Raw genomic sequence first — 25,298 nt, 5'->3', positions numbered from 1 at the left:
CAAACGCAGCCGCACGGCTTACTCCTCCGGCGCCTCGACGATTGGATCGTACAGGCTGGTATCGAAGCCCAGCAGGTTCCACGTCTGCTGCATATGCGGCGGCAGAGGCGCCGTGACATCGATGGGTTTGCCGGTGCGCGGATGCGGAATGACGATGCGGCGTGCAAGGAGATGCAGCTTCTTCTGGATGCCGCCGGGCAGCTCCCAGTTCTCGATGTCGAAATATTTGGGATCGCCGACGATGGGATGGCCGATATGGGCGGTATGGGCGCGCAGCTGGTGCGTGCGCCCGGTGACCGGTTTCAGCGAAAGCCAGGCGAGCTTCTGCGCCATCGTATCGACGAGCGCATAGTAGGTCACAGCGTGGCTGGCGCCGTCGTCCCCGTGCCGGGCAACGCGCATGCGGGCATCGCCGTCGAGGGCCTCCTCCTTGGCCAGATAGGTGGAAATGCGGCCCTGCTTCACGCGCGGCACGCCCGCCACCAGCGCCCAATAGATCTTGCGGGCGGAACGTGACCGGAAGGTCTTGGCAAGCGTCGATGCTGCAAGCCGCGTCTTGGCGATCACGAGGCAGCCAGCGGTGTCCTTGTCGAGGCGGTGCACAAGGCGCGGCTTCTGACCGTCGGCGTCACGCAGGGCCTCAAGCAGGCCATCGACATGCCGCGTGGTGCCGGAGCCACCCTGAACGGCCAGTCCCATCGGCTTGTTGAGGACCATCACGTCACTGTCTTCATAGAGCGTGATGGACTTCAGGAACTCAGCGTCCTCCTGATCACGACCGGCCGCGCGCACGGGCGCTCGCCGCTCCTCGAGCTTGAGCGGCGGGATGCGGACGGATTGGCCTGAAGCCAGCCGCTCATTGGGCTTGGCGCGCTTACCGTCGATGCGCAGCTCGCCCTTGCGGACGATCCGCTGGATATGGGTGAAGGCGAGTTGCGGGAAACGCGCCACAAGGAAGCGGTCGACCCGCATATCCGCCTCGTCAGGCGTCACGACGAGCGTCTGCACGCCGGTCGCCAGGGTCTCGGTCGCCTCAGCCTTCTGCCTTTGCTTGGGCGAATTCTGTTTGGGCGAGTTCTGCTTGGGCGAGTTCTGCTTGGGCGAGACATTCGAGGCCGTGGAGGCTGACCGCGCCTGCGACGGAGCCTTGCGGGCGGGCTTCCCATCATGCGAACGACGATCCTCGGCACTATCGCTTGCGGCGCGGGAGCGCCGGTCGCCTGCCGCCGGCTTCGACGCGTTGGTCGATGGCCGGGAAGACCGCTGGCGAGGCTTCGTCGAGCCTGCTTCAAAAGCGTCTGCCTCGCCGTAGGCCTCTCGCGGCATGCTGCGTCTCTCGGTCGAGCGCGCAACGCGTGGCTCGCCGCCAGCCGCACCCTTCGGCGCATAGGGGCCCTTGGACGCATAGATTCCCTTGGGCGCAGATGCCCCCCTCAAACCAGCGCCTCGCGGCGACGGCGCGCGTCCGGAGGTGGAACCGCTACCCTGCCCCTTCGAGCCACTACTCCGGCCACGCGGCGGCCTGCCCTTGTTCTCACTCATGGAAAGCTTCTCACGCAAGGTTCCGGACAATGGCAAGCCCCGCAGCGAGCGCCAGAATCGAAATGACAACGGAGCCCAGGATATAGCCCAGGGCCGGGATCCACTCACCCCGCTCCCATAGCACCACGGCATCGAGGGAAAAGGACGAGAAAGTCGTATAGCCGCCCAACACGCCGGTTGCCATGAACAAACGCACGGATTGTGACCAGTCGACCTCTGTTTTGAAGGCCAGCCAGCCGGCGACGAGCCCCATGACGAGCGAACCCGTCACGTTGATGACAAAAATCCCCCAGGGAAACTGAGCGCCAAACAGGCGGCCGACGCCCGTATTGACGAGATGCCTAAGGCATCCTCCGAGACCCGCTCCCAGAAACACAAGCAGCAGCGATTGCATGAAAGGACCTTGATCAATCTAAAGCCGCCCTTGTGTAGCGCGCCAAGAAAACCGCGGCCAGCATGCAGGCAGGGCATCAAACGCAAGCTTCCCAACAGCCGATGCGTCGAAATGAAAAACATCGCTGTGATCCATGAGGCATCAGATTTTGTGGGATTCTGCCGTGAAAATCATCGCGTTTTTGGTGCCGATCGTTTTGCTCGCCGGCTGCGGGGGGCGCGAAGCCCACCCTGTTGCCGCAACGTCCCCAACAGATGCAACGAGCACGTGCTCCTCTCTCTTGGCGGAGTATCAGGCCAACGCGACGCAGATTTCCACCAAGATCGGCGAGCGGGCGACCAACAATGGCAAAAACGCCGTCGTTGGCGTGGGAGGGCTGTTGTTCCCGCCCGCCTTGTTCTTCATGGATCTGAAAAGCTACGAGAAGGCCGAGGTCGAGGCGCTGGAGGCGCGCAATCGCGTGCTGATAGGCTTGATGGAAGCCAAGCGTTGCTGAACCTCATGACTGGCCTCGCCGCTCGGCCCTGAGCTTCTCCCACCAGTCGAGCCGCTTGCGGATCTCACGCTCGAAACCACGCTCGACAGGCGCATAGAAATGCTGGCGCCCGAGCGCCTCGGGCCAATAGTCCTGGCCTGAGAAGGCATCGGGCTCGTCATGGTCATAGGCATAGCCGGCGCCGTAGCCCTCGCCCTTCATGAAGCGGGTCGGGGCATTGAGAATGACCTTCGGCGGCATCAGCGAGCCGCCCTGCTTCGCGACGGCCTTGGCGGCGCTGAAGGCCTTGTAGGCGGCATTCGACTTCGGCGCTGTCGCCAGATAGATCACCGTCTGCGCCAGCGCGAGCTCGCCCTCGGGCGTGCCGAGAAAATCATAGGCGTCCTTCGCCGCGTTGGCGACGACCAGCGCCTGCGGATCAGCGAGGCCGATGTCCTCCACCGCCATGCGTACCAGCCGGCGGGCGAGGAACAACGGATCCTCCCCTGCGTCGAGCATGCGCGCGAGATAGTAGAGCGCGGCGTCCGGATCTGACCCACGGATGGTCTTGTGCAGCGCGGAGATAAGGTTGTAGTGCCCCTCCTGCGCCTTGTCATAGATAGGCGCGCGGCGCTGCACCACCTCCTGCAACGCGGCGGCGGTGAACACCTCGCCCTCGCCGGCGGCGCGCCAGATTTCCTCGGCAAGCGTCAGCGATGCCCGGCCGTCGCCATCGGCCATGTGGACCAGCGCGAGCCTTGCGCCCTCGTCGAGTGGAAGTGGTTTTCCCTCGATTTCCTCGGCCCTTGCGAGCAATCCCTGAATCGCATTCTCATCAAGGGCGCGGAAGGTCATCACCCGCGCCCGCGACAAAAGCGCGGCGTTCAGCTCGAAGGAAGGGTTTTCCGTCGTCGCGCCGACGAGCGTGATCGTGCCATCCTCCATGACCGGCAGGAAGGCGTCGAGCTGCGCGCGGTTGAAGCGGTGGATCTCGTCGACGAACAGCAACGTGCCCTGCCCGACCGCCCGGCGGCCACGCGCGACGTCGAAGGTCTTCTTCAGGTCTCCGACGCCGGAAAAGATCGCAGACATGGGCTCGAACACGAGATCCGTCTCATGGGCGAGGAGCCGCGCGACCGTCGTCTTGCCCGTCCCCGGTGGTCCCCAGAAGATGAGGCTGCCGATAGAGCCCGATCGCAGCAGACGCGTGAGCGCGCCGTCCGGCCCGACGAGATGATCCTGGCCCACGACCTCGCTCAGCCGCTGCGGGCGCAGGCGATCCGCCAGCGGGCGGGGCGCCCCGCGGTCAAGACCCGCTGATGCGAAGAGATCAGACATCGAGAAGATCACACATTGCGAAGATCAGACATGGATCTATTCCAGTCCCTAAGGCGATCCAAGGCGATCGCGTCCGCCGGCAGGCTAACCGCCGAACATGGTGGTGAGCACCTGTCCCTTGCGATTGATGGTGATCTGCCAGTAATTCGGGCGGCTGCGCATCGCCCTGTCAAGGTCGCGCGTCGTCTCGACCTCGTCGCCATTGACCGCGAGAATAGCGTCTCCGATCTGAAAGCCGAGCCGTTGCGCCGCCGAGCCTTGTTCGAGTTCCTGAAGCACGACGCCCTTGCCCAGGCCCTGCACGGACAGTTCCTCCGCGACAGCCGGCGACAGATTGACGATCGTTGCGCCACGCAGCGGTGAATTGCTGGCGATCGTCATTGGATCCCGGGCGGGCTTCTCAGGAGCGGCCGCAAGGTCCAAGGAGACATCCGAGCGCTTGCCACCCCGCAGGATGGTGAGGTTCGCATGGCCACCCAAGGGCCGGGTGGCGAAGCGGTATCCGAAACCGTCCGGATCCTCGACAGGCTGCCCGTCGACCGCGATGATCACATCGCCTGTCTTGAGGCCTGCGGCACTCGCGGGACTGCCCGGCAGGGTCGAGACCACGAGCGCGCCGGTCGGCCGGTCCATGCCCATGCTCTCCGCGATGTCAGCCGAGACCGTCTGCAGCCGCCCGCCGAACCAGGGACGCCGCACCGACTTGCCGCCTTCCCTGGCAGAGGCGAGGACCGTGCGCACCATCGCCGCCGGCACGGCGAAGCCAATCCCCATGCTGCCGCCGGAGCGCGAAAAGATCGCGGTGTTGATGCCGATCACATGCCCGCTCGCGTCGACCAGCGGCCCACCGGAATTGCCGGGATTGATCGCGGCGTCGGTCTGGATGAAGGACTGGAAATCGCTGATGCCGACCTGCGTGCGGGCGAGCGCCGAGACGATGCCCTGGGTGACAGTCTGGCCGACACCGAAGGGATTGCCGATGGCGATGACGAAATCGCCCACTTCCATGGTGTCGTCGCTGCCCAGCGGCGCGGTGGGGAACGGCCCCTTCCCCTTCATCCGCAGGACGGCGAGGTCACTGCGTGGATCACGCAGCACGATCTCCGCCTCGAACTCGCGCTTGTCCGCCAGGGCTACCTTGACCTCGGTCATATTCTCGATGACGTGGTTGTTGGTGATGACGAGCCCGTTCGCATCGACGATCACACCCGAACCGAGCGAGCGCTGCACCCGGTCCTGGGGCACCCCGAAGCCGTCGTCGCCGAAGAAGCGGCGAAAGAAGGGATCGTCGAAGAAAGGGTTCTGCGGCCGCTTTTCAACCCGCGCGCCATAGACATTGACCACGGCGGGGGTCACCTGCTTGACCACGGGCGCCAGCGAGAACTGCACCTGGGCACGGTTCTCGGGCACCGCGCGCTGCTGGGCCGCCGCCGGCAAGGAGGTCACCAGCAAGGCGAGCGCTGAAGCACAAGCGAAAGTACGAAGCATCGGCGAAAATTCCTGTTGTCGTGCCAGAGCTATAAGCTGCTCCGAGATTGCGCGCAAAGCACGGCAGCGTGGCGTTTCCGTCCACGCCTCACCGTGCCGTCACCGTGCTCCCGCGCGCTCTAGAAGCCGCACGATCTCAGCCTGGCCCTTGCGGCGCGCGTGCCGCAAGGCCGTCACCCCGTCGCGGTCCGCGAGATTGACGTCGGCTCCCTTGTCGATGAGCAAGCGCACGATCTCCACATGCGCCGGACCACCATTGCCGAGGATCACGGCCTCAAGCAGGCCCGTCCAGCCGAGCCGATTGACATGGTCGGCATCAACGCCGCTATCCAGCAGCAGTTTCACCACAGCCACATGGCCGCGCTCGCAGGCCGGGATCAACGCCGTACCGCCATAACGATTCGTGCTTTTGAGGTCGGCACCCGCCGCCAAAGTCATTGCGAGAATGTCCAGCCGTCCCGCAGCCCCCGCATAGAGATAGGGACTGTCCAGCTGTTCATCCTGCGCGTTCACGTCGGCGCCTGACTCGATCAGCAGGCGCGCGACCTCGGGCTTGTCGGCGATCGTGGCGAGGAGGAGTGCCGTGCGGCCCCGGCCATCGCGACTGTCCACCACGGCGCCCTCGCCGAGCAGACGCTGCACGGTCCGGGTGTCGCCGCGCGCGGCGGCCTCCAGAAAATGCCCGGGCATCGCATCCCTTCCTGTCGCGCCAGAGGCCGAGCTGCTGCTGGCCGCCACGCTCCGTCCGGCTCCCAGAAGTCCGAAGGCCGTCGAGACAGCCATCAGCGATCGGCGATTGAGCCTCATATGGTGTCCCTCCCCGGCCAGCGATACCTCCACGACAAGACCGTCGGTCGCGGACTCACCCAAGTTCAAGATCCCGCCCAAGTTCAAGATCCCGCCCAAGTTCAAGATATGGGCCGCTTCATCGACGTGAATGGGACCAGACGATCACATTCACGTCCGAATGGTTTTGGCGCGACATAGCGCGCTGAAAAGCAAAAGGGCGGCTCGAAGCCGCCCCTCAGACCAATCTGCAATCCGATGCGGATTACGCAGCGTCGCTCTCGACGACCTCGTGATTCTGGCTCGGGCCGGAATCCAGACCCTTCGCATCGACGTCGCGATCGACAAACTCGATCACGGCCATCGGCGCGCCATCGCCGTAACGGAAGCCGGCCTTGAGCACGCGGGTGTAACCGCCGTTGCGCTCCTTGTAGCGCGGGCCGAGCACCTCGAACAGCTTCTTCACGACAGCCACATCGCGAACCTGCGCAATCGCCTGGCGACGCGCATGCAGATCGCCGCGCTTGCCGAGCGTGATCAGCTTCTCGACGACCGGACGCAGGTCCTTGGCCTTCGGGAGCGTGGTGACGATCTGCTCGTGCTTGATAAGGGCGGCAGACATATTGGCGAACATCGCCTTGCGGTGTTCGGCGGAGCGGTTGAACCGGCGGTGAGCGAAACCGTGACGCATCTGGCATCTCCTTGTTTGTACGACCGCCGTGCCACGGAACGGTCGCTGCTGATATCCGCGGGCCCGGCTATCGGGCCCCGGCAGCGTGCTTCATGAGAGAGCCGGCTTGAGGCCGGCTCCGTAGTGATCAGTAGTGCTCTTCGAAGCGCTTCGCGAGCTCTTCGATGTTGTCCGGCGGCCAGCCGGTAACTTCCATGCCAAGGTGCAGCCCCATCGAGGCCAGCACTTCCTTTATCTCGTTCAGAGACTTGCGCCCGAAGTTCGGCGTCCGCAGCATCTCGGCTTCCGTCTTCTGGATCAGGTCGCCGATGTAGACGATGTTGTCGTTCTTCAGGCAATTCGCGGAGCGCACGGACAACTCGAGCTCGTCCACCTTCTTGAGGAGAGCCGGGTTGAAAGGCAGCTGCGGCGTGGAGATCGAGGTCTCCTCGCGGCGCGGCTCCTCGAAATTGACGAAGACCGCCAGCTGGTCCTGGAGGATACGGGCCGCATAAGCAACTGCGTCCTCGGCCGACACCGAGCCGTTCGTCTCGACCGTCATGGTCAGCTTGTCATAGTCGAGGATCTGGCCCTCACGGGTGTTCTCAACCCGGTAGGAGACCTTCTTGACAGGGCTGTACAACGCGTCGACGGCGATAAGGCCGATCGGCGCGTCCTCAGGACGGTTACGCTCGGCCGGGACATAGCCCTTGCCGGTGTTGACCGTGAACTCCATGCGGATCTCGGCACCGTCGTCGAGCGTACACAGCACGAGTTCCGGATTGAGGATCTGCACATCGCCGACGGTCGCGATATCACCCGCGAAGACCGGTCCCGGTCCCTGCTTGCGCAGCGCCATCCGCTTCGGACCCTCGCCCTGCATCTTGATTGAAATCATCTTGATGTTGAGGACGATGTCCGTGACGTCCTCGCGGACACCGGCGATCGATGAAAACTCGTGCAGCACACCGTCGATATGGACGGCGGTCACGGCGCCGCCCTGCAGCGACGACAGCAGCACCCGGCGCAAGGCATTGCCGAGCGTCAGACCGAACCCGCGTTCCAGCGGCTCGGCGACCACCGTCGCAATCCGCTTCGGATCGTCTCCGGGGGTGACGTCAAGCTTGCTCGGCTTGATCAGTTCTTGCCAATTCTTCTGGATCACGACCGCACCTCATGCCAGTCCAAAGATCAAACGGCGCCATCCAATCGCTCCGTCTGATCAAAGCCAACGTTATGCGACAGCCTGCACTGCCTTGGCGGTCCGAATATCAGTCCAGCGGGAGTGAAATCCGAAACCGCATGAATTCACCGGTCTGCCGCATATCGCATCCGACGAAAGCCGGTTACGCCCGAATTGACGCCCGGCTCGATCGAAAGCGATACGCCTGCGACCGCGTCAGACGCGACGACGCTTGCGCGGACGGCAACCGTTATGGGGGATCGGCGTAACATCACGGATCGACGTCACCGTGAAGCCGACCGACTGCAGCGCACGGAGCGCCGACTCACGTCCCGAACCAGGGCCGGACACCTCGACCTCAAGCATGCGCATGCCGTGCTCGGCAGCCTTGCGCGCCGCATCTTCAGCCGCAACCTGCGCCGCGTAGGGGGTCGACTTGCGCGACCCCTTGAAACCCATCGAACCGGCGGACGACCAGGAAATGGTGTTGCCCTGAGCATCGGTGATGGTGATCATCGTGTTGTTGAACGAGGCGATCACATGGGCGACGCCAGACACGATATTCTTACGTTCGCGACGGCGGACGCGGGCGACTTCTCTTGCCATTGTCTCTTCTATCCAATCCTTCAAGCGCGCCCGTGATACCAGGCGCTCGGGACAAATGCCGGAACATCCGGCAACCATGACAACCACCCCAGACACCATGCGGGCCTGGGGTCAAACGACTTAACCGACAGACGAGCAGCGCGCCCGCAACCGATTACTTCTTCTTACCGGCGATCGGCTTGGCCTTGCCCTTGCGGGTGCGCGCATTGGTGTGCGTGCGCTGGCCGCGTACCGGAAGGCTGCGGCGGTGACGCAGGCCACGGTAGCAACCAAGGTCCATCAGACGCTTGATGTTCATCGACACATCGCGACGGAGATCACCCTCGACCAGATAATCACGATCGATAGTCTCGCGGATCTGCAGCACTTCCTGGTCGGTCAGCTGGTTCACGCGACGATCAGCCGGAATGCCGACCTTCTCGCTGATCTCCTGCGCCTTCCTGGCACCGATACCGTGAATATACTGCAGCGCGATCACCACGCGCTTGTTCGTCGGAATGTTGACGCCTGCGATACGGGCCACGTTCCAGTCTCCTCAACCCTTAACATCGAAGCCGGAGCTTCATGCGGTTCGATAATGTGCCAACTCCGGGATACCCCGGAGGAATAGTCTTGCGAACGGCCCACACGACAACACCGGCCGGCACCCCTTTTGCTCAGGACACCGGCTCGGTCACAGACTAACGTCGGCAGATTCCTGTCTTTAGGCGTTCATACAAGTTTCGTCAACCTTATCTATCGAATTCAGCCGCCAACGATCGAGCGAATCGCCGTGGTGACATCATCGATAGGTGCCATTCCGTCCACCGTGCGCAAGGTGCCCTTGCTGCCATAGTAGTCGGTCAGCGGCGCGGTCTGCTGCCGGTAGGCCTCAAGCCTCGTCCGGAAGACCTCGGGATTGTCGTCCCGACGCACGGGCTCGCCACGCTCCTCGGCCTCCCTGGCCCGCCGAACGATCCGGTCCACGAGAATCCCCTCGTCGACCTTCAACTCGATGATGGCATCGAGCTGCATGCCCTTCTGCTCAAGCATGCGGTCGAGGGCGTCAGCCTGTCCAACCGTCCGCGGAAAACCGTCGAGAATGAACCCCTTGCGCGCGTCGGGCTCCTCGATGCGCGAGGCGACGATCGAAACGACGAGATCGTCGGGGACAAGCGCCCCCTGATCCATCAACTCCTTCGCCTGCAGGCCGACGGGTGTCTTGGCCGCAACCGCGGCCCGCAACATGTCGCCCGTCGACAGCTGCGGAATACCGTGGCGTTCCACCAGACGCGCCGCCTGCGTGCCCTTACCGGCACCCGGAGGTCCGAGTAGGATCAGTCTCATTTCCGCCTTGCCCCCTTCAACTTCGACTTCTTGATGAGCCCTTCATACTGATGGGCCAACAGATGCCCGTGCACCTGCGCCACCGTGTCCATCGTGACGCTGACCACGATCAGCAGCGATGTGCCGCCAAAATAGAAGGGAAGCGCCGCATAGGAAATCAGGACCTCAGGGATCAAGCAGATCAAAGCGAGGTAGGCCGCACCGACCACGGTGATGCGCGTGAGCACGTAGTCGATGTACTGCGCCGTGCGGTCGCCAGGCCGGATGCCGGGGATGAAGCCGCCGTGCTTCTTGAGATTGTCCGCGGTCTCGTTCGGATTGAACACGATCGCCGTATAGAAGAACGCGAAAAACACGATCAACAGCACATACAGGATCATATAGAGCGGACGACCGTGCGCGAGATAGGTCGAGAGCGTCGCCAGAATGCCTGTGCCGCCGCCCTGCGCCTGCGAGAAGCTCGCGAATGTGGTGGGCAGCAGAAGGAGCGACGAGGCAAAGATGGGCGGAATAACGCCAGCCGTATTCAGCTTGAGCGGCAGGAACGAACTTTGCCCCTCGTACAGCTTATTGCCGACCTGACGCTTCGGGTAGTTGATGAGCAGGCGGCGCTGGGCGCGCTCCATGTAGACGATCAACGCGATACAGGCGACCGCCATCACGATGACGCCGAGGATCAGGCCCGTCGAGACAGCGCCCTGACGGCCGAGCTCAAGCGTCCCGGCGATAGCCTGAGGCAGCTCCGCGACGATGCCCGCGAAGATGATCAACGACGTTCCGTTGCCGATGCCGCGAGAGGTGATCTGCTCGCCGAGCCACATCAGGAACATCGTGCCGCCGGTCAAGGTGATGACCGTCGTGATCCGGAAGAACACGCCCGGGTCGGCCACCATGTTCCCAGAGCCTTCGAGGCCGATCGAAATGCCATAGGCCTGGAACACCGCCAGAATGACCGTGAGATAGCGGGTATACTGGTTGATGACCTTGCGTCCCTGCTCGCCCTCTTTCTTGAGGGCCTCGAGCGTGGGAACGACGCTGGTCAGCAGCTGGATGATGATCGATGCCGAGATATACGGCATGATGTTGAGCGAGAAGATAGCCATACGGCTAACCGCTCCGCCCGAGAACATGTTGAACAGCCCCAGGACACCGCCCTGCGTCTGGCGGAAAAGCTCGGCGACCGCTTCCGGATTGATGCCGGGAAGCGGGATATAGGTGCCAAGCCGATACACGAGAAGCGCACCCAGCGTAAACCAGATGCGCTTCTTGAGTTCCTCGGCCTTCGCCAGAGCCCCGAAGTTTAGATTTGCTGCAAGCTGTTCAGCTGCCGACGCCATCGATGATCAATCCCGCAAAGGCTTCGTGGCGGCGCCGGCTACCCGACAAGGGTGCCCCGCCGCCACTGGCTTAGATAGGGGTTCGCCTACGCTTCTGCAGGTGCTGCAGCGCTCAGAATTTTCACCGAGCCGCCCACCTTCTCGATAGCGGCGATCGCTGACTTCGACGCGCCGGCCACCTCGAAGATAAGCTTCGACGTCAGTTCACCCTGCCCCAGGATCTTGACCCCGTCGCGCGCCTTGGAAACGACGCCCGCCGCGATCAGCACTTCCAGGGTGACGGGGCTCGCCACATCGAGCTTGCCCGCGTCGACGGCCGCCTGAACCCGGCCGACGTTAACCTCGTTGAGGTCGCGCCGGAAGGGGTTCCAGAAGCCGCGCTTCGGGAGGCGACGATGGATGGGCATCTGCCCGCCCTCGAAGCCCTTGATGGCGACGCCTGAACGGGACTTCTGACCCTTGACGCCGCGGCCGCCGGTTTTGCCCTTGCCCGAGCCGATACCACGGCCGACACGCATGCGGCCCTTGGTTGCGCCGGGATTATCGCGAATGTCTGTAAGTTTCATCGACATTCTCCTCACCGTGCTGCCGGCGTGTCTTCAACGACGCGCACGAGGTGACGAACCTTGTCGATCATCCCGCGGACAGCCGGTGTGTCCTCGAGAACCGAACGACGGTGAAGCTTGTTGAGACCCAGGCCGATCAGCGTTGCACGCTGCGCGGCGACGCGGCGGATCGGGCTACCGATCTGCTCGACCGTGACGGTCTTCTTCTGAGAGGATTGAGCCATTGTTCAAGCCTCCTCACGCTTCGGCGCCGGCCGCGTCGCTCATATCAGCATCGCGACGACGGGACTGGAGGGCGGACACCTTGAGGCCACGGCGGGCCGCAACGGAACGCGGGCTATCTTCGCGCTTGAGCGCGTCGATCGTGGCGCGAACCAGGTTGTACGGGTTCGAGGAACCGAGCGACTTCGCGACGACGTCGTGCATGCCGAGCGTCTCGAAGACGGCGCGCATCGGGCCACCGGCGATGATACCGGTACCGGCTGGCGCTGCACGCAGGATCACCTTGCCCGCGCCCCAACGGCCGGCAACGTCGTGATGCAGCGTCCGGCCTTCCTTCAGCGGGATGCGCACGAGCGCGCGCTTGGCCGCTTCAGTCGCCTTGCGGATCGCTTCCGGAACTTCGCGGGCCTTGCCATGGCCGAAACCGACCCGGCCCTTCTGGTCACCGACGACCACGAGGGCGGCGAATCCAAAACGGCGGCCACCCTTCACGACCTTGGCAACACGGTTGATGTGCACCAACCGATCTACAAACTCGCTGTCGCGCTCCTCACGGTCACGCGGCTGCTGACGGTCTCTCGCCATACCTTTGTCTCCACTTTCGCAGGGCGGCGGCCCCGCTCGCTTCGAACCACACCAAATCCGCCGCTTTCGAACCGGGGAAGCGCGAGAACAAGATCCGCGATTCCCAAAAACAAGACCACCGCGTAACCGGTTGCTTGCTCTCGCACAAGCCCCGGTGACGCGGCGGACCTGAATAAGTCGAATTAAAAGCTCAAGCCACCTTCACGCGCGGCTTCGGCCAAAGCCTTGACACGCCCGTGATAAATGAAGGCGCCGCGATCGAAGATGACGTCCTTGACGCCAGCGGCAACAGCACGCTCCGCGATCAGCTTGCCGATCGCGGCCGCCGCCTCGACGTTGGCGCCGCTCTTCAGCTGTTCGCGCACATCCTTCTCCAGGGATGACGCGGCAGCCAGCGTGCGGCCGGCCACATCGTCGATAACCTGGGCGTAGATCTGCTTCGAGGTGCGATGCACCGACAAACGCGGCCGTCCGTTCGCAGCAGCGCGCAGAGCGCGGCGAACACGCGCCTTGCGACGCTCAGTGGTTCCGAGTTTCTCCGCCATGGTCGGCCCCTTACTTCTTCTTGCCTTCCTTGCGGAAGATGAACTCGTTGGCGTATTTCACGCCCTTGCCCTTATAGGGCTCGGGACCGCGGAACTCGCGGATCTCAGCAGCGGCCTGACCGACCTTCTGCTTGTCGATGCCGGCGACGACGATCTCCGTCGGCTTCGGCGTCGTGATCGTGAGCCCAGCGGGGATCTCAAAGTCGATGTCGTGGCTGTAGCCGAGCGACAACTTGAGAACCTTGCCAGCGACCGCAGCCTTGTAACCGACGCCGGTGATCTCGAGCTTCTTCTCGAAGCCCTTCGACACACCAACGATCAGGTTCTCGACCTGGCTGCGCGACATGCCCCACAGCGCGCGGGCGCGCTTGGTCTCGTCACGCGGGTCAACCTTGACCTCGCCGTTGTTGAGCACCACCGAGACGTCATCGGGAACGACGAAGAACAGTTCGCCCTTCGAGCCCTTAACCTTGACAGTCTGTCCATCGACGGTCGCCGTGACGCCGGCCGGGACAGGAACTGGTTTCTTACCAATACGAGACATGATGGTCTTTCCCGTGGTTTGTCAGTGCCGCCTGATCAGAAGACCTTGCAGAGCACTTCGCCGCCCACGTTATTCTCCCGGGCCTGGTGATCGGCCATCACGCCGCGGGGCGTGGAGAGAATGGTGATGCCGAGACCATCCGCAACGCGCGGCATGTTATCGACAGAGGCATAGACGCGGCGGCCGGGCTTCGACACGCGCTGGATCGAACGGATCACAGGCGTACCGTCGAAGTACTTCAGCTCGATCTCGAACTCGGTACGGCCGTTGCCGTACTCGGTCGTCGAGTAGCCGCGAATATAACCTTCCTGCTGAAGCACATCGAGAACACGTGCGCGCAGCTTGGAACCCGGCGTTCCCACCTTGCCGCGACGCCGCATCTGGGCGTTGCGGATACGGGTGAGCATATCGCCTAGCGGATCATTGATCGACATCGCAGATCCTCCCTTACCAGCTCGACTTGACCAAGCCGGGGACAAGCCCCTGCGAGCCCAGCTCGCGAAGCGCGATACGCGACATCTTGAGCTTGCGATAGAACGCGCGCGGACGGCCCGTGACTTCGCAACGGTTGCGAATGCGCGTCGGGTTGGCGTTGCGCGGCAGCTCAGCCAGCTTCAGGCGGGCCTCGAACTGCTCTTCCGGCGACTTCGTCTGATCGTTGGCGATGGCCTTCAGACGAGCGCGCTTGCCCGCGTACTGCTTCACAAGCCGCTCGCGCCGCTTGTTCTTCTCGATTGAACTCTTCTTAGCCATATTGATCTCCGGTGTCCGCGTATGAGAGCAATCTCACTGCCGGAACGGGAAGTTGAAGTGCTTGAGAAGCGCGCGCGCTTCATCATCGGTCTTCGCCGAGGTGCAGACGATGATGTCCATACCCCAGATCTGCTCGACGCGATCGTAGTTGATCTCGGGGAACACGATGTGCTCCTTGATCCCGAGAGCATAATTGCCGCGGCCGTCGAAGGACTTCGGGTTGAGACCCCGGAAGTCACGGACGCGAGGCAGGGCGATCGTCACCAGACGATCGATGAACTCGTACATCCGCTCCTTGCGCAGCGTCACCTTGGCTCCGATCGGCATGTTCTCGCGGACCTTGAAAGTCGCGATAGCCTTGCGGGCCCGGGTCACGACAGGCTTCTGACCGGCGATCAGAGCCAGGTCAGCCGCCGCCACAGACGCCTTCTTGGAATCATTCACGGCCTCGCCGACGCCCATGTTCAGAACGATCTTCTCGATCGTCGGAACCTGCATACGGTTCTTGTAGCCGAACTCCTCGACGAGCTTCTCGCGAATGACCTCGTCGTAGTGCTTCCTCAGGCGCGGCACATAGCCGACGCCGAGATCCTGAGCAGCCTCAGCCATCGATCAGTTCTCCCGAACGCTTGGCGACACGCACCTTGCGCCCGTCGTCCAAAGTCTTGAACCCAACGCGGGTCGCCTTGCCGTCCTTGGGGTCCGCCAATGCGATATTCGACAGGTGGAGCGGCGCTTCCTTGGAGATGATGCCGCCCTCGGAATTCGCCGTCTGGCGCTGATGGCGCTTCACGATGTTCACGCCGCGCACCAGGGCGCGCTCTTCCTTGGGAAGAACCTGCACCACCTCGCCCGACTTGCCCTTGTCGCGGCCGGTGAGAACGACGACCTTGTCGCCCTTCTTGATCTTCGCGGCCATCACAACACCTCCGGCGCGAGCGAGATGATCTTCATGTGGTTCTTGGCGCGCAGTTCGCGCGGAACCGGCCCGAAGATACGTGTTCCAACCGGCTCTTTCTGATTGTTGATCAGCACAGCAGCGTTGCGATCGAAACGAATCACAGAACCATCAGCGCGACGGATGTCCTTGGCGGTGCGAACGACCACCGCCTTCATCACGTCACCCTTCTTCACACGCCCACGCGGAATAGCCTCCTTGACGGACACCACGATGATGTCGCCAACGCCGGCGTATTTACGCTTCGAGCCACCCAAGACCTTGATACACATGACGCGACGGGCGCCGGAATTGTCGGCAACGTCAAGATTCGTCTGCATCTGGATCATGGCAACGATCCTTTCTCTGTCTCAGACCGGTTTCCGGCAGCTCACACTGCCGGACTACGACTGACGGGGATCTTTCGGTCCCCTCGCCTCTCTTCAATAATGCTCAGGATGCCGCGGAGTTTTCCAGGGCAACCCAGGTCTTGAGTTTCGATATCGGACGAGTCTCCTCGATCCAAACCGTATCACCGACCTTGAACTTGTTGCCCTCGTCATGGGCATGATAGTTCTTCGAGCGACGCACCGTCTTCTTCAGAAGCGGATGCGTGAAACGACGCTCGACCTTCACGACGATCGTCTTGTCCTGCTTGTCGCTGACGACGACGCCCTGCAATACACGTTTCGGCACGGCGGCCTCCTCAAACCTTGTGAGCTTCAGCGAGCTTCTGCTGCTGAAGAGTCTTGACGCGAGCTATGTCGCGACGCACCACCCTCACGCGGTCCGTGCTCTCGAGCTGCCCCGTCGCGCGCTGAAAGCGCAGATTGAACTGCTCTTTCTTCAGCTTCAGAAGCTCGTCCTGGAGCTGGTCGGCCGACATCGCGGTGAGGTCGGAAAAACGCTGCTTCGTTTTCATCGTCTAACACTCACTCCGCAATGCGCTGAATGAAGCGCGTCCGGATCGGCAGCTTGGCCGCGCCGAGACGCAGCGCTTCGCGCGCGATCTCTTCCGGCACGCCGTCGAGTTCGAACATGATGCGGCCGGGATGAACACGCGCCGCCCAATATTCCGGCGAGCCCTTGCCCTTACCCATACGCACTTCGGTCGGCTTGTCGGTCACGGGAAGATCCGGGAAGATCCGGATCCACACGCGCCCCTGGCGCTTCATCTGACGCGTTATAGCGCGTCGCGCCGCTTCGATCTGCCGGGCAGTCACGCGCTCAGGCTCTAGAGCCTTGAGGCCGAACTGGCCGAAATCGAGATTCGTACCGCCCTTCGCGGTGCCATGAATACGGCCCTTGAACTGCTTACGAAACTTGGTCTTCTTGGGCTGCAGCATGTCTGCCTCCTAAAGCGGCTTTACGCCGCAGCCTCTCTACGGCCGTGACTACGCTGGCCGCCACTTTCCTCGGCCATACGCTTGTCCTGAGCCATGGGATCGTGCTCAAGGATTTCACCCTTGAAGATCCACACCTTGATTCCGCACGTCCCGTAGGTCGTGAAGGCCGTCGCCGTACCGTAATCCACGTCCGCGCGCAAGGTGTGAAGTGGCACGCGTCCCTCGCGATACCATTCCATACGCGCGATCTCGGCGCCGCCGAGACGGCCGGAACAGTTGATACGAATGCCTTCCGCGCCGAGACGCATGGCCGACTGAACGGCGCGCTTCATGGCGCGACGGAATGCCACACGGCGCTCCAGCTGCTGTGCGATCGACTCCGCGACGAGCTTGGCATCGATTTCCGGCTTCCGGACTTCGATGATGTTGATCGCCACGTCGGCGTCCGTCATCTTCGCCACGGTCTTGCGCAGCTTGTCGATGTCGGCGCCCTTCTTGCCGATCACCACGCCCGGACGAGCCGAGTAGATGGTGACGCGGCACTTTTTGTGCGGCCGTTCAATGACGATCTTGGAGACCGCCGCTTGCTTGAGCTGCTTCATGAGCGCCCGGCGGATCGCCATATCCTCATGCAGCAGCTTGCCGTACTCGATCTTGCCCGCGAACCAACGCGAATCCCACGTGCGGTTGATGCCGAGCCGCAGACCGATCGGATTGACCTTCTGACCCATCGCGCTCTCCTCAGGCTCCGCGGCCGGTTTCTTGCGCCACTTCCCGAACCACGATGGTCAGGTTCGAGAACGGCTTCTCAATACGCACGCCGCGACCACGGGCACGAGCGTGGAAACGCTTCATGACCAGGCCCTTGCCGACGAAGGCCTCGGCAACGACGAGATCGTCGACATCGAGGTCATGGTTGTTCTCGGCATTGGCGATGGCGCTCTCGAGCGTCTTGCGGACGTCGACGGAAATGCGCTTGCGGCTGAACTCGAGATCAGCGAGGGCAGTCGACACCTTCTTGCCGCGGATCAATGCGGCGACAAGGTTGAGCTTCTGCGGGCTGACGCGCAGGTTGCGCAGAATAGCCTTGGCCTCGTTGTCCTTCAGCGCGCGAGGATTTGCGGGCTTGCCCATGCCTATCTCCTCTTCGCCTTCTTGTCCGCGGCATGGCCATGGAAGGTCCGGGTCGGCGCGAATTCACCGAACTTATGACCGACCATCTCCTCGCTGACGAAGACGGGAATGTGCTTCTGGCCGTTGTGGACGCCGAAGGTCAGGCCCACAAACTGCGGCAGGATGGTGGAGCGACGGCTCCAGATCTTGATAACTTCCGAGCGCGTCGCGGAGCGCGCCGCCTCGGCCTTCTTGAGGAGGTAGCCGTCGAAGAACGGGCCCTTCCAGATCGAACGTGCCATCGCCCGCCCCTTATCTCTTCTTCCGCTGGTGACGCGACGTCACGATGAAGCTGTCAGTCCGCTTGTTGGCGCGGGTCTTCTTGCCCTTGGTCGGCTTGCCCCACGGCGTGACCGGATGACGGCCACCCGAAGTGCGCCCCTCACCACCACCATGCGGGTGGTCGATCGGGTTCATGGTCACGCCGCGGTTATGAGGACGCCGTCCGAGCCAGCGCGAGCGGCCGGCCTTGCCGACCGACGTGTTCATGTGGTCCGGGTTCGAGACGGCGCCAACCGTCGCGAAGCACTGGCCGTGAACAAGACGCTGCTCGCCCGAATTGAGGCGAACGATCACATAACCCTGATCGCGACCGACGATCTGAGCATAGGTACCGGCCGAGCGGGCAAGCGCGCCGCCCTTGCCGATCTTGAGCTCGACATTGTGCACGATGGTGCCGACCGGCATGTTCGCCAGAGGCATCGCGTTGCCGGGCTTGATATCGACCTGGTTGCCCGCGACGACCGTGTCGCCGACCGCCAGGCGCTGCGGCGCGAGGATATAGGCAAGCCCGCCGTCCTCGTACTTGACGAGAGCGATGAAAGCCGTGCGGTTCGGATCATATTCGACCCGATCGACGACACCAGGCTGCTCCAGGCGCTCGCGACGCTTGAAGTCGATGATGCGGTAGGTGCGCTTGTGGCCACCACCACGGAAGCGGACGGTCACCCGTCCGGTGTTGTTGCGGCCGCCTGCGGACGACTTGCCCTCAGTCAGCGTCTTGACCGGCTTGCCCTTGTAGAGCTCCGAGCGATCGACGATCACCAGCTGGCGCTGGCTCGGAGTAACCGGTTTGAAGGATTTCAAAGCCATCGGATCAGTCCTTCACCCGCCTCAGAGGCCCGTCGTCACGTCGACGCTGTGACCCTCGGCGAGGGTGACAACCGCCTTCTTCACGTCCGAACGCTGGCCGAGGGTGTTGCGGAACCGCTTCACCTTGCCCTTGGTGACCAGCGTGTTGACGCTGAGCACTTTGACGTCGAACAACTTCTCGACAGCCGCCTTGATCTGCGGCTTGGTCGCCTTACCGGCAACCTTGAACACCACCTTGTTGTGCTCCGACGCCGTCGTAGCCTTCTCGGTGATGACCGGTCCGACGATCACATCATAGTGTCGCGGATCCAGTGCGATGGGAGCCTTGCTCATTTGAAGCGCGCCTCCAACGCGTCGATGGCGGCCTTCGTCAGAACGAGCTTCTCACGCCGCAGGATGTCGTAAACGTTGATGCCCTGAACCGGCAGCACATCAACATTCGGAATGTTGCGGGCCGCGAGACGGAAATTCGTCTCGAGCTCTGCGCCGTCGACAACCAGGACATTGGCGAAACCAAGCTTGCCGAAGCTCGCCTTCAACGCCTTGGTCTTGGGCTCGGCGACACTGGCCTTGTCGAGCACGACGATCGCGCCGTCCTTGGCCTTGGCCGAGAGAGCATGGCGCAGCGCAAGCGCGCGCACCTTCTTCGGCAGATCATGCGCATGGTCACGCACGACCGGGCCGAAGGCCTTGCCACCGCCGCGGAACTGCGGCGCGCGAGCGGCGCCGTGGCGGGCGTTACCGGTGCCCTTCTGGCGATACAGCTTCTTGCCGGTGCGGGCGATCTCGGCGCGGCCAAGGGACTTGTGGGTCCCCGCTTGGCGCTTGGCGAGCTGCCAACGCACGTAACGATGAATAAGGTCGACGCGCGGCTCAAGACCGAAGATCGTCTCGTCAAGATCGATCGTGCCGGCAGCCGAGCCGTCGAGCGTGGTCACATCGAGTTTCATCACGCGTTCTCCTGTCCCTCGGCTTGCGCCGGAACAGCAGCGGACTTCGGCTCGCGGAACGCCCCGGGAAGCGGCGCTTCCTTCGGCAACTTACGCTTCACCGCGTCACGTACCAATATCCAGCCGCCAGACACACCTGGCACCGCGCCCTCAACCAGAATGAGCCCGCGCTCCGCATCCGTCTGCACGATGCGCAGGTTCTGCGTGGTCACGCGCTCGACACCGAGGTGCCCAGGCATCTTCTTGTTCTTGAACGTCTTGCCGGGGTCCTGACGGCCGCCGGTCGAACCGATCGAGCGATGCGAGACCGAGACGCCATGGCTTGCCCGGAGACCGCCGAAATTCCAGCGCTTCATACCGCCGGCGAAGCCCTTACCGGTCGTCGTGCCCGTCACGTCGACGAACTGACCAACCACGAAGTGATCAGCCGTGATCTCCGCGCCCACCGGAATGATGTGCTCGGGATCGACGCGAAACTCGGCGAGCTTCTTCTTCGGCTCGACCGTGGCGACCGCGAAACGACCGCGCTCAGCCTTCGAGACGTTCTTCACCTTGGCCTTGCCGATGCCGACCTGCAGCGCGGTATAGCCATTCGTATCCACGGTCCGGTGCGCGACAACCTGGCAGCTGTCGACCTTCAGAACCGTAACAGGGACGTGCTCACCCGCGTCCGTGAAGACGCGTGTCATCCCAACTTTTTGTGCGATCACGCCTGAGCGCATGAGCGGATCCTCTAAGGCGTTCCAGGAACCAACCAACCGAAACGGAGGGTCAGAGCTTAATTTCGACTTCGACGCCGGAGGCGAGGTCGAGCTTCATAAGAGCGTCGACCGTCTGCGGCGTCGGCTCAACGATGTCGAGAACGCGCTTATGGGTACGCATCTCGAACTGCTCGCGTGACTTCTTGTCGATGTGCGGCGAGCGGTTCACGGTGAATTTCTCAATACGCGTCGGCAAAGGAATCGGCCCCCGCACCTGCGCCCCCGTCCGCTTCGCGGTCGACACGATTTCCCGCGCCGAAGCGTCGAGAGCATCGTGGTCGAACGCCTGGAGGCGGATACGGATATTCTGGTTAGTCATGACAACGCCCTCGGGCCAATATTCCGTGCGACGCAGGCGAATGCGCTGATTGCTTGCGCATTCGCCTGATGTGCTGGTGTCTTACTCGATGATGGAGGCGACGACGCCGGCGCCAACCGTGCGGCCACCTTCGCGGATCGCGAAGCGAAGCTTCTCTTCCATGGCGATCGGAACGATCAGCACGACTTCCATCGTCACGTTGTCCCCGGGCATCACCATCTCGGTGCCTTCCGGCAACGTCACCACGCCCGTCACGTCCGTCGTCCGGAAGTAGAACTGCGGACGGTAGTTCGTGAAGAACGGCGTGTGCCGGCCACCCTCTTCCTTCGTCAGGATGTAGGCTTCCGCCTTGAACTTCGTGTGCGGCTTCACCGAACCCGGCTTGCACAGCACCTGGCCGCGCTCGACGTCCTCGCGCTTCGTGCCGCGCAGCAGCGCCCCGATGTTGTCACCCGCCTGACCCTGGTCAAGCAGCTTCCGGAACATCTCGACGCCCGTCACCGTCGTCTTCACCGTCGGCTTCAGCCCGACGATCTCGATTTCCTCGCCGACCTTCACGATCCCGCGCTCGACGCGGCCCGTCACAACCGTGCCGCGACCCGAGATCGAGAACACGTCCTCGACCGGCATCAGGAACGGCAGGTCGACCGGACGCTCCGGCTGCGGGATATACGCGTCGACCTGCGTCATCAGCTCAAGCACCGCGTCATGGCCGATCGTCGGCTCGCGATCCTCAAGCGCGCACAGCGCCGAACCACGCACCACCGGGATGTCGTCCCCGGGGAACTCGTACTTCGACAGAAGCTCGCGCACCTCGAGCTCGACCAGGTCGAGAAGCTCGGCGTCGTCCACCATGTCGACCTTGTTCAGGAACACCACAAGCGCCGGAACGCCCACCTGGCGCGCAAGCAGGATGTGCTCGCGCGTCTGCGGCATCGGGCCGTCAGCCGCAGACACCACCAGGATCGCCCCGTCCATCTGCGCCGCGCCCGTGATCATGTTCTTCACATAGTCGGCGTGGCCGGGGCAGTCCACATGCGCGTAGTGCCGGTTCTTCGTCTCGTACTCGACATGCGACGTCGAGATCGTGATCCCGCGCGCCTTCTCTTCAGGCGCCTTGTCGATCTGGTCATACGCCGTGAACGACGCGCCCCCAGACTCCGCCAGAACCTTCGTGATCGCCGCCGTCAACGACGTCTTGCCATGGTCAACGTGACCAATCGTCCCGATGTTGCAGTGCGGCTTCGTCCGCTCAAACTTCTCTTTGGCCATCGTAGGGCTCCTGATAGGAACTCGACGTTTTGCGTCGTTGGTTGCGGATCACAGCTCAGGCGTACTTGGCCTGAACCTCGGCGGCGACCGCCTGCGGCACCTGCTCGTAGTGGTCGAACTGCATGGTGTAGGTCGCACGGCCCTGGCTCATCGAGCGCAGGGTATTCACGTAGCCAAACATATTCGCGAGCGGCACCATGGCGTTGATCACCACGGCATTGCCACGCATATCCTGGCCCTGGATCTGTCCACGGCGAGAGTTCAGATCGCCGATGACGGAACCGGTGTAGTCCTCGGGGGTCACGACCTCGACCTTCATGATCGGCTCGAGCAGGACCGAGCCGCCCTTCTGAAGGCCTTCACGCAACGCCGCACGGGAGGCGATTTCGAAGGCGAGAGCCGACGAGTCGACTTCGTGGAAGGCGCCGTCGATCAGCTGGACCTTGACGTCCACCACCGGGAAGCCGGCGAGGATGCCAGCGCCGAGCACGCTGTTGAGGCCCTTTTCGACGCCGGGGATATATTCCTTCGGCACCGAGCCACCGACGATCTTGGACTCGAACTCGTAGCCCGCGCCCGTCTCATTCGGCTCGATGATGAACTTCACGCGGGCGAACTGGCCGGTACCACCGGTCTGCTTCTTGTGCGTGTAGTCGATCTCGACCTTCTTCGTGATCTTCTCGCGATAGGCGACCTGCGGCGCGCCGATATTGGCGTCCACCTTGTAGGTACGCTTCAGGATGTCGACCTTGATGTCGAGGTGAAGCTCGCCCATGCCCTTGAGGATCGTCTGGCCGGACTCCTGGTCGGTCGACACGCGGAAGGAGGGATCCTCGGCCGCAAGTTTCGACAGGGCGATACCGAGCTTCTCCTGATCGGCCTTCGACTTCGGCTCGATCGCGATCTCGATGACGGGCTCAGGGAACTCCATCTTCTCGAGAATGACCGGTTTCAGGTTGTCGCAGAGCGTGTCGCCCGTGCGGACTTCCTTGAGGCCGGCAAGCGCGACGATGTCGCCAGCGTAGGCTTCCTTGATGTCTTCGCGGTTGTTCGCATGCATCAGGAGCATGCGGCCGACGCGCTCCTTCTTGTCGCGGGTCGAGTTGAGGATCGACGTACCGGAGTCGACGTGGCCCGAATAGACGCGGCAGAACGTGATGGTGCCGACGAAGGGATCGTCCATGATCTTGAACGCGAGCATGGAGAAGGGCTCATCGTCAGACGGATTACGAACGGTCGGCTCTTCCGTGTTGAAATCGATACCCGAGATCGCGCCACGATCGAGCGGCGACGGCAGGAAATCGACCACGGCGTCGAGAAGCGGCTGCACGCCCTTGTTCTTGAAGGCGGACCCACACAGCACCGGATGGAAGGCGCGCTTCTGGACAGCGAGACGAACGAGCCGGCGCAGGGTCTCCTCGTCGGGCTCGTTGCCCTCGAGGTAGGCGCTCATGGCGTCGTCATCGAGCTCGACAGCGGCCTCGACGAGCTTCGTGCGGTATTCAACGGCCTGGTCGGCGAGCTCCGCCGGAATCTCGACCTGGTTGAAGCGCGCGCCGAGAGACTCATCTTCCCACACGATGGCTTTCATCGCGATGAGATCGACGACGCCCTTGAAATTGGACTCGGAGCCGATCGGGATCTGCAGGCAGACAGGCTTGCCGGCCACGCGATCAATGATGTCCTTGACGCATTTGAAGAAGTCAGCGCCGATCTTGTCCATCTTGTTGACGAACACGATGCGCGGCACGTCATACTTGTCAGCCTGACGCCATACGGTCTCAGTCTGCGGCTCGACGCCCTGGTTGCCGTCGAGAACGCAAACCGCGCCATCGAGAACGCGCAGCGAGCGCTCGACTTCGATGGTGAAATCCACGTGGCCAGGGGTGTCGATGATGTTCAGACGCTTCTCGCGCCAGATGCAGGTGGTCGCGGCGGACGTGATCGTGATGCCACGCTCCTGCTCCTGCTCCATCCAATCCATGGTGGCAGCGCCCTCATGGACCTCACCGATCTTGTGGCTCTTGCCCGTGTAATAAAGGATGCGCTCCGTCGTCGTCGTCTTGCCCGCATCGATGTGGGCCATGATGCCGAAGTTACGGTAGTCGCCAATGGCATGAGTGCGCGGCATTGCAGCTATTCCTCGACGGCTTGCGCTCGTTACCAGCGGTAATGCGAGAAGGCACGGTTGGACTCAGCCATCCGGTGTGTGTCCTCGCGCTTCTTCACGGCGCTGCCGCGATTGCTCGAGGCGTCCATCAGCTCGGACGACAGGCGCTCGACCATGGTCTTGTCGTTGCGCGACCGCGCGGCCTGGATCAGCCAGCGGATGGCCAGCGCCTGGCGACGGTCCGTGCGAACCTCGACCGGAACCTGATAGGTCGCACCGCCGACACGGCGGGAGCGCACTTCGATGGCCGGCGCCACGTTCTCGAGGGCCTGCTTGAACACGCCGAGCGGCTCGCTCTTCAGTTTCTGCTCAATGATGTCGAACGCACCATAGACGATCGCTTCAGCGGCCGACTTCTTGCCGTCGCGCATGATCGAGTTCATGAACTTCGTAACGACGATGTCACCGAACTTCGGGTCCGGAATGATCTCGCGCTTCTCGGCACTGTGACGACGGGACATGTCGCTCGTCCTTAACTTCGCATTTCGTCAACGGGGCTGCCTGCGGCGCCCCTGCTCAACCGGGGTAAGCCGGTACGATTACTTCGGCCGCTTCGCGCCGTACTTCGAACGGCGCTGCTTGCGGTTCTTCACGCCCTGGGTATCGAGGACACCGCGCAGGATGTGGTAGCGAACGCCCGGAAGGTCCTTCACACGGCCACCACGGATCATCACGACCGAGTGCTCCTGGAGGTTATGCCCCTCGCCCGGGATGTAACCGATCACTTCAAAGCCATTCGTCAACCGGACCTTGGCGACCTTACGCAGAGCCGAGTTCGGCTTCTTCGGCGTGGTCGTGTAGACACGCGTGCAAACGCCACGCTTCTGAGGGCAAGCCTCCAGCGCAGGAACCTTGTTACGGCTCTTGGGCGCCACCCGCGGCTTGCTGATCAACTGGTTGATCGTCGGCATGCTCTCG

The 25,298-nt window shown here is 62.8% G+C and carries 37 protein-coding genes; 1 reads left to right on the top strand and 36 read right to left on the bottom strand.

What is annotated here, in order from left to right; translation table 11 throughout:
- Window positions 1-18: 18 nt before the first annotated feature.
- A complete protein-coding gene (locus KIO74_RS02935; RefSeq protein ID WP_213330357.1) occupies window positions 19-1,542 on the bottom strand; it encodes an RluA family pseudouridine synthase in 1,524 nt (507 codons plus the stop codon).
- 10 nt (window positions 1,543-1,552) lie between these two features.
- On the bottom strand, window positions 1,553-1,936 hold the full coding sequence (gene crcB, locus KIO74_RS02930; RefSeq protein WP_213330355.1) for a fluoride efflux transporter CrcB: 384 nt from the start codon (window positions 1,934-1,936) through the stop codon (window positions 1,553-1,555).
- A 163-nt stretch (window positions 1,937-2,099) separates the two neighbouring features.
- On the opposite strand from crcB, the gene KIO74_RS02925 reads away from it, so the two are divergent.
- Window positions 2,100-2,432 carry a hypothetical protein gene (locus tag KIO74_RS02925; RefSeq protein WP_213330353.1) on the top strand — a complete coding sequence of 111 codons (333 nt, stop codon included), beginning with the start codon at window positions 2,100-2,102 and terminating at the stop codon, window positions 2,430-2,432.
- Window positions 2,433-2,435: 3 nt separating this feature from the next.
- On the opposite strand, the gene KIO74_RS02920 is transcribed toward KIO74_RS02925, so the two are convergent.
- The 34 genes from KIO74_RS02920 to rpsL form a co-directional block, all read right to left on the bottom strand.
- On the bottom strand, window positions 2,436-3,749 hold the full coding sequence (locus KIO74_RS02920) for a replication-associated recombination protein A (protein WP_213330351.1): 1,314 nt from the start codon (window positions 3,747-3,749) through the stop codon (window positions 2,436-2,438).
- A gap of 84 nt (window positions 3,750-3,833) precedes the next feature.
- Window positions 3,834-5,237, bottom strand: coding sequence for a Do family serine endopeptidase (locus tag KIO74_RS02915; protein ID WP_213330349.1), 1,404 nt, complete (start codon window positions 5,235-5,237; stop codon window positions 3,834-3,836).
- Between the two features lie 99 nt (window positions 5,238-5,336).
- Window positions 5,337-5,927, bottom strand: coding sequence for an ankyrin repeat domain-containing protein (locus KIO74_RS02910; protein WP_249731135.1), 591 nt, complete (start codon window positions 5,925-5,927; stop codon window positions 5,337-5,339).
- A 361-nt stretch (window positions 5,928-6,288) separates the two neighbouring features.
- On the bottom strand, window positions 6,289-6,714 hold the full coding sequence (gene rplQ / locus KIO74_RS02905; RefSeq protein WP_213330347.1) for a 50S ribosomal protein L17: 426 nt from the start codon (window positions 6,712-6,714) through the stop codon (window positions 6,289-6,291).
- Window positions 6,715-6,841: 127 nt separating this feature from the next.
- The gene (locus KIO74_RS02900) at window positions 6,842-7,858 is read right to left on the bottom strand and encodes a DNA-directed RNA polymerase subunit alpha (RefSeq protein ID WP_213330345.1); all 1,017 of its coding nucleotides are present in this window, start codon (window positions 7,856-7,858) and stop codon (window positions 6,842-6,844) included.
- A 234-nt stretch (window positions 7,859-8,092) separates the two neighbouring features.
- Window positions 8,093-8,482: a 30S ribosomal protein S11 gene (gene rpsK / locus KIO74_RS02895; RefSeq protein WP_213323692.1), complete on the bottom strand. Its 390-nt coding sequence runs from the start codon at window positions 8,480-8,482 to the stop codon at window positions 8,093-8,095.
- Between the two features lie 154 nt (window positions 8,483-8,636).
- Window positions 8,637-9,005, bottom strand: a complete 369-nt coding sequence (rpsM, locus tag KIO74_RS02890; RefSeq protein WP_213330343.1) for a 30S ribosomal protein S13 — start codon at window positions 9,003-9,005, stop codon at window positions 8,637-8,639.
- A gap of 221 nt (window positions 9,006-9,226) precedes the next feature.
- Window positions 9,227-9,808, bottom strand: a complete 582-nt coding sequence (locus tag KIO74_RS02885; RefSeq protein ID WP_213330341.1) for an adenylate kinase — start codon at window positions 9,806-9,808, stop codon at window positions 9,227-9,229.
- Window positions 9,805-11,145 carry a preprotein translocase subunit SecY gene (secY, locus tag KIO74_RS02880; protein ID WP_213330339.1) on the bottom strand — a complete coding sequence of 447 codons (1,341 nt, stop codon included), beginning with the start codon at window positions 11,143-11,145 and terminating at the stop codon, window positions 9,805-9,807. The genes KIO74_RS02885 and secY overlap by 4 nt, the downstream gene beginning before the upstream one ends.
- A gap of 86 nt (window positions 11,146-11,231) precedes the next feature.
- Complete coding sequence (gene rplO / locus KIO74_RS02875) at window positions 11,232-11,711, bottom strand: 50S ribosomal protein L15 (protein WP_213330336.1); 480 nt, start codon at window positions 11,709-11,711, stop codon at window positions 11,232-11,234.
- Between the two features lie 11 nt (window positions 11,712-11,722).
- Complete coding sequence (gene rpmD / locus KIO74_RS02870) at window positions 11,723-11,935, bottom strand: 50S ribosomal protein L30 (RefSeq protein WP_213330334.1); 213 nt, start codon at window positions 11,933-11,935, stop codon at window positions 11,723-11,725.
- Window positions 11,936-11,948: 13 nt separating this feature from the next.
- Complete coding sequence (gene rpsE, locus KIO74_RS02865) at window positions 11,949-12,518, bottom strand: 30S ribosomal protein S5 (RefSeq protein ID WP_213323687.1); 570 nt, start codon at window positions 12,516-12,518, stop codon at window positions 11,949-11,951.
- Window positions 12,519-12,700: 182 nt separating this feature from the next.
- Entirely contained in the window at window positions 12,701-13,063 is a 363-nt protein-coding gene (rplR, locus tag KIO74_RS02860; protein ID WP_213330332.1) for a 50S ribosomal protein L18, read from the bottom strand.
- A 10-nt stretch (window positions 13,064-13,073) separates the two neighbouring features.
- Window positions 13,074-13,607: a 50S ribosomal protein L6 gene (rplF, locus tag KIO74_RS02855; RefSeq protein ID WP_213330331.1), complete on the bottom strand. Its 534-nt coding sequence runs from the start codon at window positions 13,605-13,607 to the stop codon at window positions 13,074-13,076.
- A gap of 35 nt (window positions 13,608-13,642) precedes the next feature.
- Complete coding sequence (gene rpsH, locus KIO74_RS02850) at window positions 13,643-14,041, bottom strand: 30S ribosomal protein S8 (RefSeq protein WP_213330329.1); 399 nt, start codon at window positions 14,039-14,041, stop codon at window positions 13,643-13,645.
- 13 nt (window positions 14,042-14,054) lie between these two features.
- A complete protein-coding gene (gene rpsN / locus KIO74_RS02845) occupies window positions 14,055-14,360 on the bottom strand; it encodes a 30S ribosomal protein S14 (protein ID WP_213330327.1) in 306 nt (101 codons plus the stop codon).
- 33 nt (window positions 14,361-14,393) lie between these two features.
- Complete coding sequence (gene rplE, locus KIO74_RS02840; protein WP_249729592.1) at window positions 14,394-14,969, bottom strand: 50S ribosomal protein L5; 576 nt, start codon at window positions 14,967-14,969, stop codon at window positions 14,394-14,396.
- Entirely contained in the window at window positions 14,962-15,279 is a 318-nt protein-coding gene (gene rplX, locus KIO74_RS02835) for a 50S ribosomal protein L24 (RefSeq protein ID WP_213330325.1), read from the bottom strand. Before rplX ends, rplE begins: the two co-directional genes overlap by 8 nt.
- Window positions 15,279-15,647, bottom strand: a complete 369-nt coding sequence (rplN, locus tag KIO74_RS02830) for a 50S ribosomal protein L14 (RefSeq protein WP_019403813.1) — start codon at window positions 15,645-15,647, stop codon at window positions 15,279-15,281. Before rplN ends, rplX begins: the two co-directional genes overlap by 1 nt.
- Window positions 15,648-15,750: 103 nt before the next feature.
- Window positions 15,751-15,993, bottom strand: coding sequence for a 30S ribosomal protein S17 (rpsQ, locus tag KIO74_RS02825; RefSeq protein ID WP_213323681.1), 243 nt, complete (start codon window positions 15,991-15,993; stop codon window positions 15,751-15,753).
- Between the two features lie 10 nt (window positions 15,994-16,003).
- Complete coding sequence (gene rpmC / locus KIO74_RS02820; protein ID WP_213323680.1) at window positions 16,004-16,219, bottom strand: 50S ribosomal protein L29; 216 nt, start codon at window positions 16,217-16,219, stop codon at window positions 16,004-16,006.
- A 10-nt stretch (window positions 16,220-16,229) separates the two neighbouring features.
- A complete protein-coding gene (gene rplP / locus KIO74_RS02815) occupies window positions 16,230-16,643 on the bottom strand; it encodes a 50S ribosomal protein L16 (protein WP_213323679.1) in 414 nt (137 codons plus the stop codon).
- A gap of 20 nt (window positions 16,644-16,663) precedes the next feature.
- Window positions 16,664-17,374 carry a 30S ribosomal protein S3 gene (gene rpsC / locus KIO74_RS02810; protein ID WP_213323678.1) on the bottom strand — a complete coding sequence of 237 codons (711 nt, stop codon included), beginning with the start codon at window positions 17,372-17,374 and terminating at the stop codon, window positions 16,664-16,666.
- 10 nt (window positions 17,375-17,384) lie between these two features.
- Entirely contained in the window at window positions 17,385-17,777 is a 393-nt protein-coding gene (rplV, locus tag KIO74_RS02805; RefSeq protein ID WP_213330323.1) for a 50S ribosomal protein L22, read from the bottom strand.
- A 2-nt stretch (window positions 17,778-17,779) separates the two neighbouring features.
- Entirely contained in the window at window positions 17,780-18,058 is a 279-nt protein-coding gene (rpsS, locus tag KIO74_RS02800; protein ID WP_110375510.1) for a 30S ribosomal protein S19, read from the bottom strand.
- Window positions 18,059-18,068: 10 nt separating this feature from the next.
- Entirely contained in the window at window positions 18,069-18,908 is an 840-nt protein-coding gene (gene rplB, locus KIO74_RS02795; RefSeq protein ID WP_213323675.1) for a 50S ribosomal protein L2, read from the bottom strand.
- 21 nt (window positions 18,909-18,929) lie between these two features.
- Window positions 18,930-19,241: a 50S ribosomal protein L23 gene (locus tag KIO74_RS02790; protein ID WP_213323674.1), complete on the bottom strand. Its 312-nt coding sequence runs from the start codon at window positions 19,239-19,241 to the stop codon at window positions 18,930-18,932.
- The gene (rplD, locus tag KIO74_RS02785; RefSeq protein ID WP_213330321.1) at window positions 19,238-19,858 is read right to left on the bottom strand and encodes a 50S ribosomal protein L4; all 621 of its coding nucleotides are present in this window, start codon (window positions 19,856-19,858) and stop codon (window positions 19,238-19,240) included. The genes KIO74_RS02790 and rplD overlap by 4 nt, the downstream gene beginning before the upstream one ends.
- Window positions 19,858-20,580, bottom strand: a complete 723-nt coding sequence (gene rplC, locus KIO74_RS02780; RefSeq protein WP_213330319.1) for a 50S ribosomal protein L3 — start codon at window positions 20,578-20,580, stop codon at window positions 19,858-19,860. Before rplC ends, rplD begins: the two co-directional genes overlap by 1 nt.
- A gap of 49 nt (window positions 20,581-20,629) precedes the next feature.
- The gene (gene rpsJ / locus KIO74_RS02775) at window positions 20,630-20,938 is read right to left on the bottom strand and encodes a 30S ribosomal protein S10 (RefSeq protein ID WP_110375515.1); all 309 of its coding nucleotides are present in this window, start codon (window positions 20,936-20,938) and stop codon (window positions 20,630-20,632) included.
- A gap of 81 nt (window positions 20,939-21,019) precedes the next feature.
- Window positions 21,020-22,210, bottom strand: a complete 1,191-nt coding sequence (tuf, locus tag KIO74_RS02770; protein WP_213330302.1) for an elongation factor Tu — start codon at window positions 22,208-22,210, stop codon at window positions 21,020-21,022.
- 55 nt (window positions 22,211-22,265) lie between these two features.
- Window positions 22,266-24,341, bottom strand: a complete 2,076-nt coding sequence (gene fusA / locus KIO74_RS02765) for an elongation factor G (RefSeq protein ID WP_213330317.1) — start codon at window positions 24,339-24,341, stop codon at window positions 22,266-22,268.
- Between the two features lie 29 nt (window positions 24,342-24,370).
- Window positions 24,371-24,841, bottom strand: coding sequence for a 30S ribosomal protein S7 (gene rpsG / locus KIO74_RS02760; protein WP_213323669.1), 471 nt, complete (start codon window positions 24,839-24,841; stop codon window positions 24,371-24,373).
- A 78-nt stretch (window positions 24,842-24,919) separates the two neighbouring features.
- Entirely contained in the window at window positions 24,920-25,291 is a 372-nt protein-coding gene (gene rpsL, locus KIO74_RS02755) for a 30S ribosomal protein S12 (RefSeq protein WP_110375519.1), read from the bottom strand.
- Window positions 25,292-25,298 lie beyond the last annotated feature (7 nt).

Origin of the sequence: Chelatococcus sp. HY11 (assembly GCF_018398335.1) — a bacterium.
In the GTDB taxonomy this organism is placed as follows: Bacteria; Pseudomonadota; Alphaproteobacteria; order Rhizobiales; family Beijerinckiaceae; genus Chelatococcus.
The sequence above is the reverse complement of the archived record's forward strand: the minus strand, read 5'-3'. Positions and strand labels throughout refer to the sequence as shown.

Bases quoted from the DNA above. Each gene is read 5' to 3' on its own strand.
- crcB (WP_213330355.1), bottom strand. From the start codon at position 1,936: ATGCAATCGCTGCTGCTTGTGTTTCTGGGAGCGGGTCTCGGAGGATGC.
- rplQ (WP_213330347.1), bottom strand. From the start codon at position 6,714: ATGCGTCACGGTTTCGCTCACCGCCGGTTCAACCGCTCCGCCGAACAC.
- rpsH (WP_213330329.1), bottom strand. From the start codon at position 14,041: ATGTCGATCAATGATCCGCTAGGCGATATGCTCACCCGTATCCGCAAC.
- KIO74_RS02910 (WP_249731135.1), bottom strand. From the start codon at position 5,927: ATGCCCGGGCATTTTCTGGAGGCCGCCGCGCGCGGCGACACCCGGACC.
- rpsL (WP_110375519.1), bottom strand. From the start codon at position 25,291: ATGCCGACGATCAACCAGTTGATCAGCAAGCCGCGGGTGGCGCCCAAG.
- fusA (WP_213330317.1), bottom strand. From the start codon at position 24,341: ATGCCGCGCACTCATGCCATTGGCGACTACCGTAACTTCGGCATCATG.
- KIO74_RS02935 (WP_213330357.1), bottom strand. From the start codon at position 1,542: ATGAGTGAGAACAAGGGCAGGCCGCCGCGTGGCCGGAGTAGTGGCTCG.
- rplB (WP_213323675.1), bottom strand. From the start codon at position 18,908: ATGGCTTTGAAATCCTTCAAACCGGTTACTCCGAGCCAGCGCCAGCTG.
- rpsG (WP_213323669.1), bottom strand. From the start codon at position 24,841: ATGTCCCGTCGTCACAGTGCCGAGAAGCGCGAGATCATTCCGGACCCG.
- rpsJ (WP_110375515.1), bottom strand. From the start codon at position 20,938: ATGACTAACCAGAATATCCGTATCCGCCTCCAGGCGTTCGACCACGAT.
- rpsK (WP_213323692.1), bottom strand. From the start codon at position 8,482: ATGGCAAGAGAAGTCGCCCGCGTCCGCCGTCGCGAACGTAAGAATATC.
- rpmC (WP_213323680.1), bottom strand. From the start codon at position 16,219: ATGAAAACGAAGCAGCGTTTTTCCGACCTCACCGCGATGTCGGCCGAC.
- rplP (WP_213323679.1), bottom strand. From the start codon at position 16,643: ATGCTGCAGCCCAAGAAGACCAAGTTTCGTAAGCAGTTCAAGGGCCGT.
- secY (WP_213330339.1), bottom strand. From the start codon at position 11,145: ATGGCGTCGGCAGCTGAACAGCTTGCAGCAAATCTAAACTTCGGGGCT.
- rplD (WP_213330321.1), bottom strand. From the start codon at position 19,858: ATGAAACTCGATGTGACCACGCTCGACGGCTCGGCTGCCGGCACGATC.
- rplX (WP_213330325.1), bottom strand. From the start codon at position 15,279: ATGGCCGCGAAGATCAAGAAGGGCGACAAGGTCGTCGTTCTCACCGGC.
- rplE (WP_249729592.1), bottom strand. From the start codon at position 14,969: ATGGCTGAGGCTGCTCAGGATCTCGGCGTCGGCTATGTGCCGCGCCTG.
- tuf (WP_213330302.1), bottom strand. From the start codon at position 22,210: ATGGCCAAAGAGAAGTTTGAGCGGACGAAGCCGCACTGCAACATCGGG.
- rpsN (WP_213330327.1), bottom strand. From the start codon at position 14,360: ATGGCTAAGAAGAGTTCAATCGAGAAGAACAAGCGGCGCGAGCGGCTT.
- rpsC (WP_213323678.1), bottom strand. From the start codon at position 17,374: ATGGGTCAGAAGGTCAATCCGATCGGTCTGCGGCTCGGCATCAACCGC.
- rplN (WP_019403813.1), bottom strand. From the start codon at position 15,647: ATGATCCAGATGCAGACGAATCTTGACGTTGCCGACAATTCCGGCGCC.
- KIO74_RS02790 (WP_213323674.1), bottom strand. From the start codon at position 19,241: ATGAGCAAGGCTCCCATCGCACTGGATCCGCGACACTATGATGTGATC.
- rpsE (WP_213323687.1), bottom strand. From the start codon at position 12,518: ATGGCGAGAGACCGTCAGCAGCCGCGTGACCGTGAGGAGCGCGACAGC.
- rplR (WP_213330332.1), bottom strand. From the start codon at position 13,063: ATGGCGGAGAAACTCGGAACCACTGAGCGTCGCAAGGCGCGTGTTCGC.
- rplO (WP_213330336.1), bottom strand. From the start codon at position 11,711: ATGAAACTTACAGACATTCGCGATAATCCCGGCGCAACCAAGGGCCGC.
- rplV (WP_213330323.1), bottom strand. From the start codon at position 17,777: ATGGGCAAGCCCGCAAATCCTCGCGCGCTGAAGGACAACGAGGCCAAG.
- KIO74_RS02920 (WP_213330351.1), bottom strand. From the start codon at position 3,749: ATGTCTGATCTCTTCGCATCAGCGGGTCTTGACCGCGGGGCGCCCCGC.
- rpmD (WP_213330334.1), bottom strand. From the start codon at position 11,935: ATGGCTCAATCCTCTCAGAAGAAGACCGTCACGGTCGAGCAGATCGGT.
- rplF (WP_213330331.1), bottom strand. From the start codon at position 13,607: ATGTCTCGTATTGGTAAGAAACCAGTTCCTGTCCCGGCCGGCGTCACG.
- KIO74_RS02885 (WP_213330341.1), bottom strand. From the start codon at position 9,808: ATGAGACTGATCCTACTCGGACCTCCGGGTGCCGGTAAGGGCACGCAG.
- KIO74_RS02915 (WP_213330349.1), bottom strand. From the start codon at position 5,237: ATGCTTCGTACTTTCGCTTGTGCTTCAGCGCTCGCCTTGCTGGTGACC.
- rplC (WP_213330319.1), bottom strand. From the start codon at position 20,580: ATGCGCTCAGGCGTGATCGCACAAAAAGTTGGGATGACACGCGTCTTC.
- rpsS (WP_110375510.1), bottom strand. From the start codon at position 18,058: ATGGCACGTTCGATCTGGAAGGGCCCGTTCTTCGACGGCTACCTCCTC.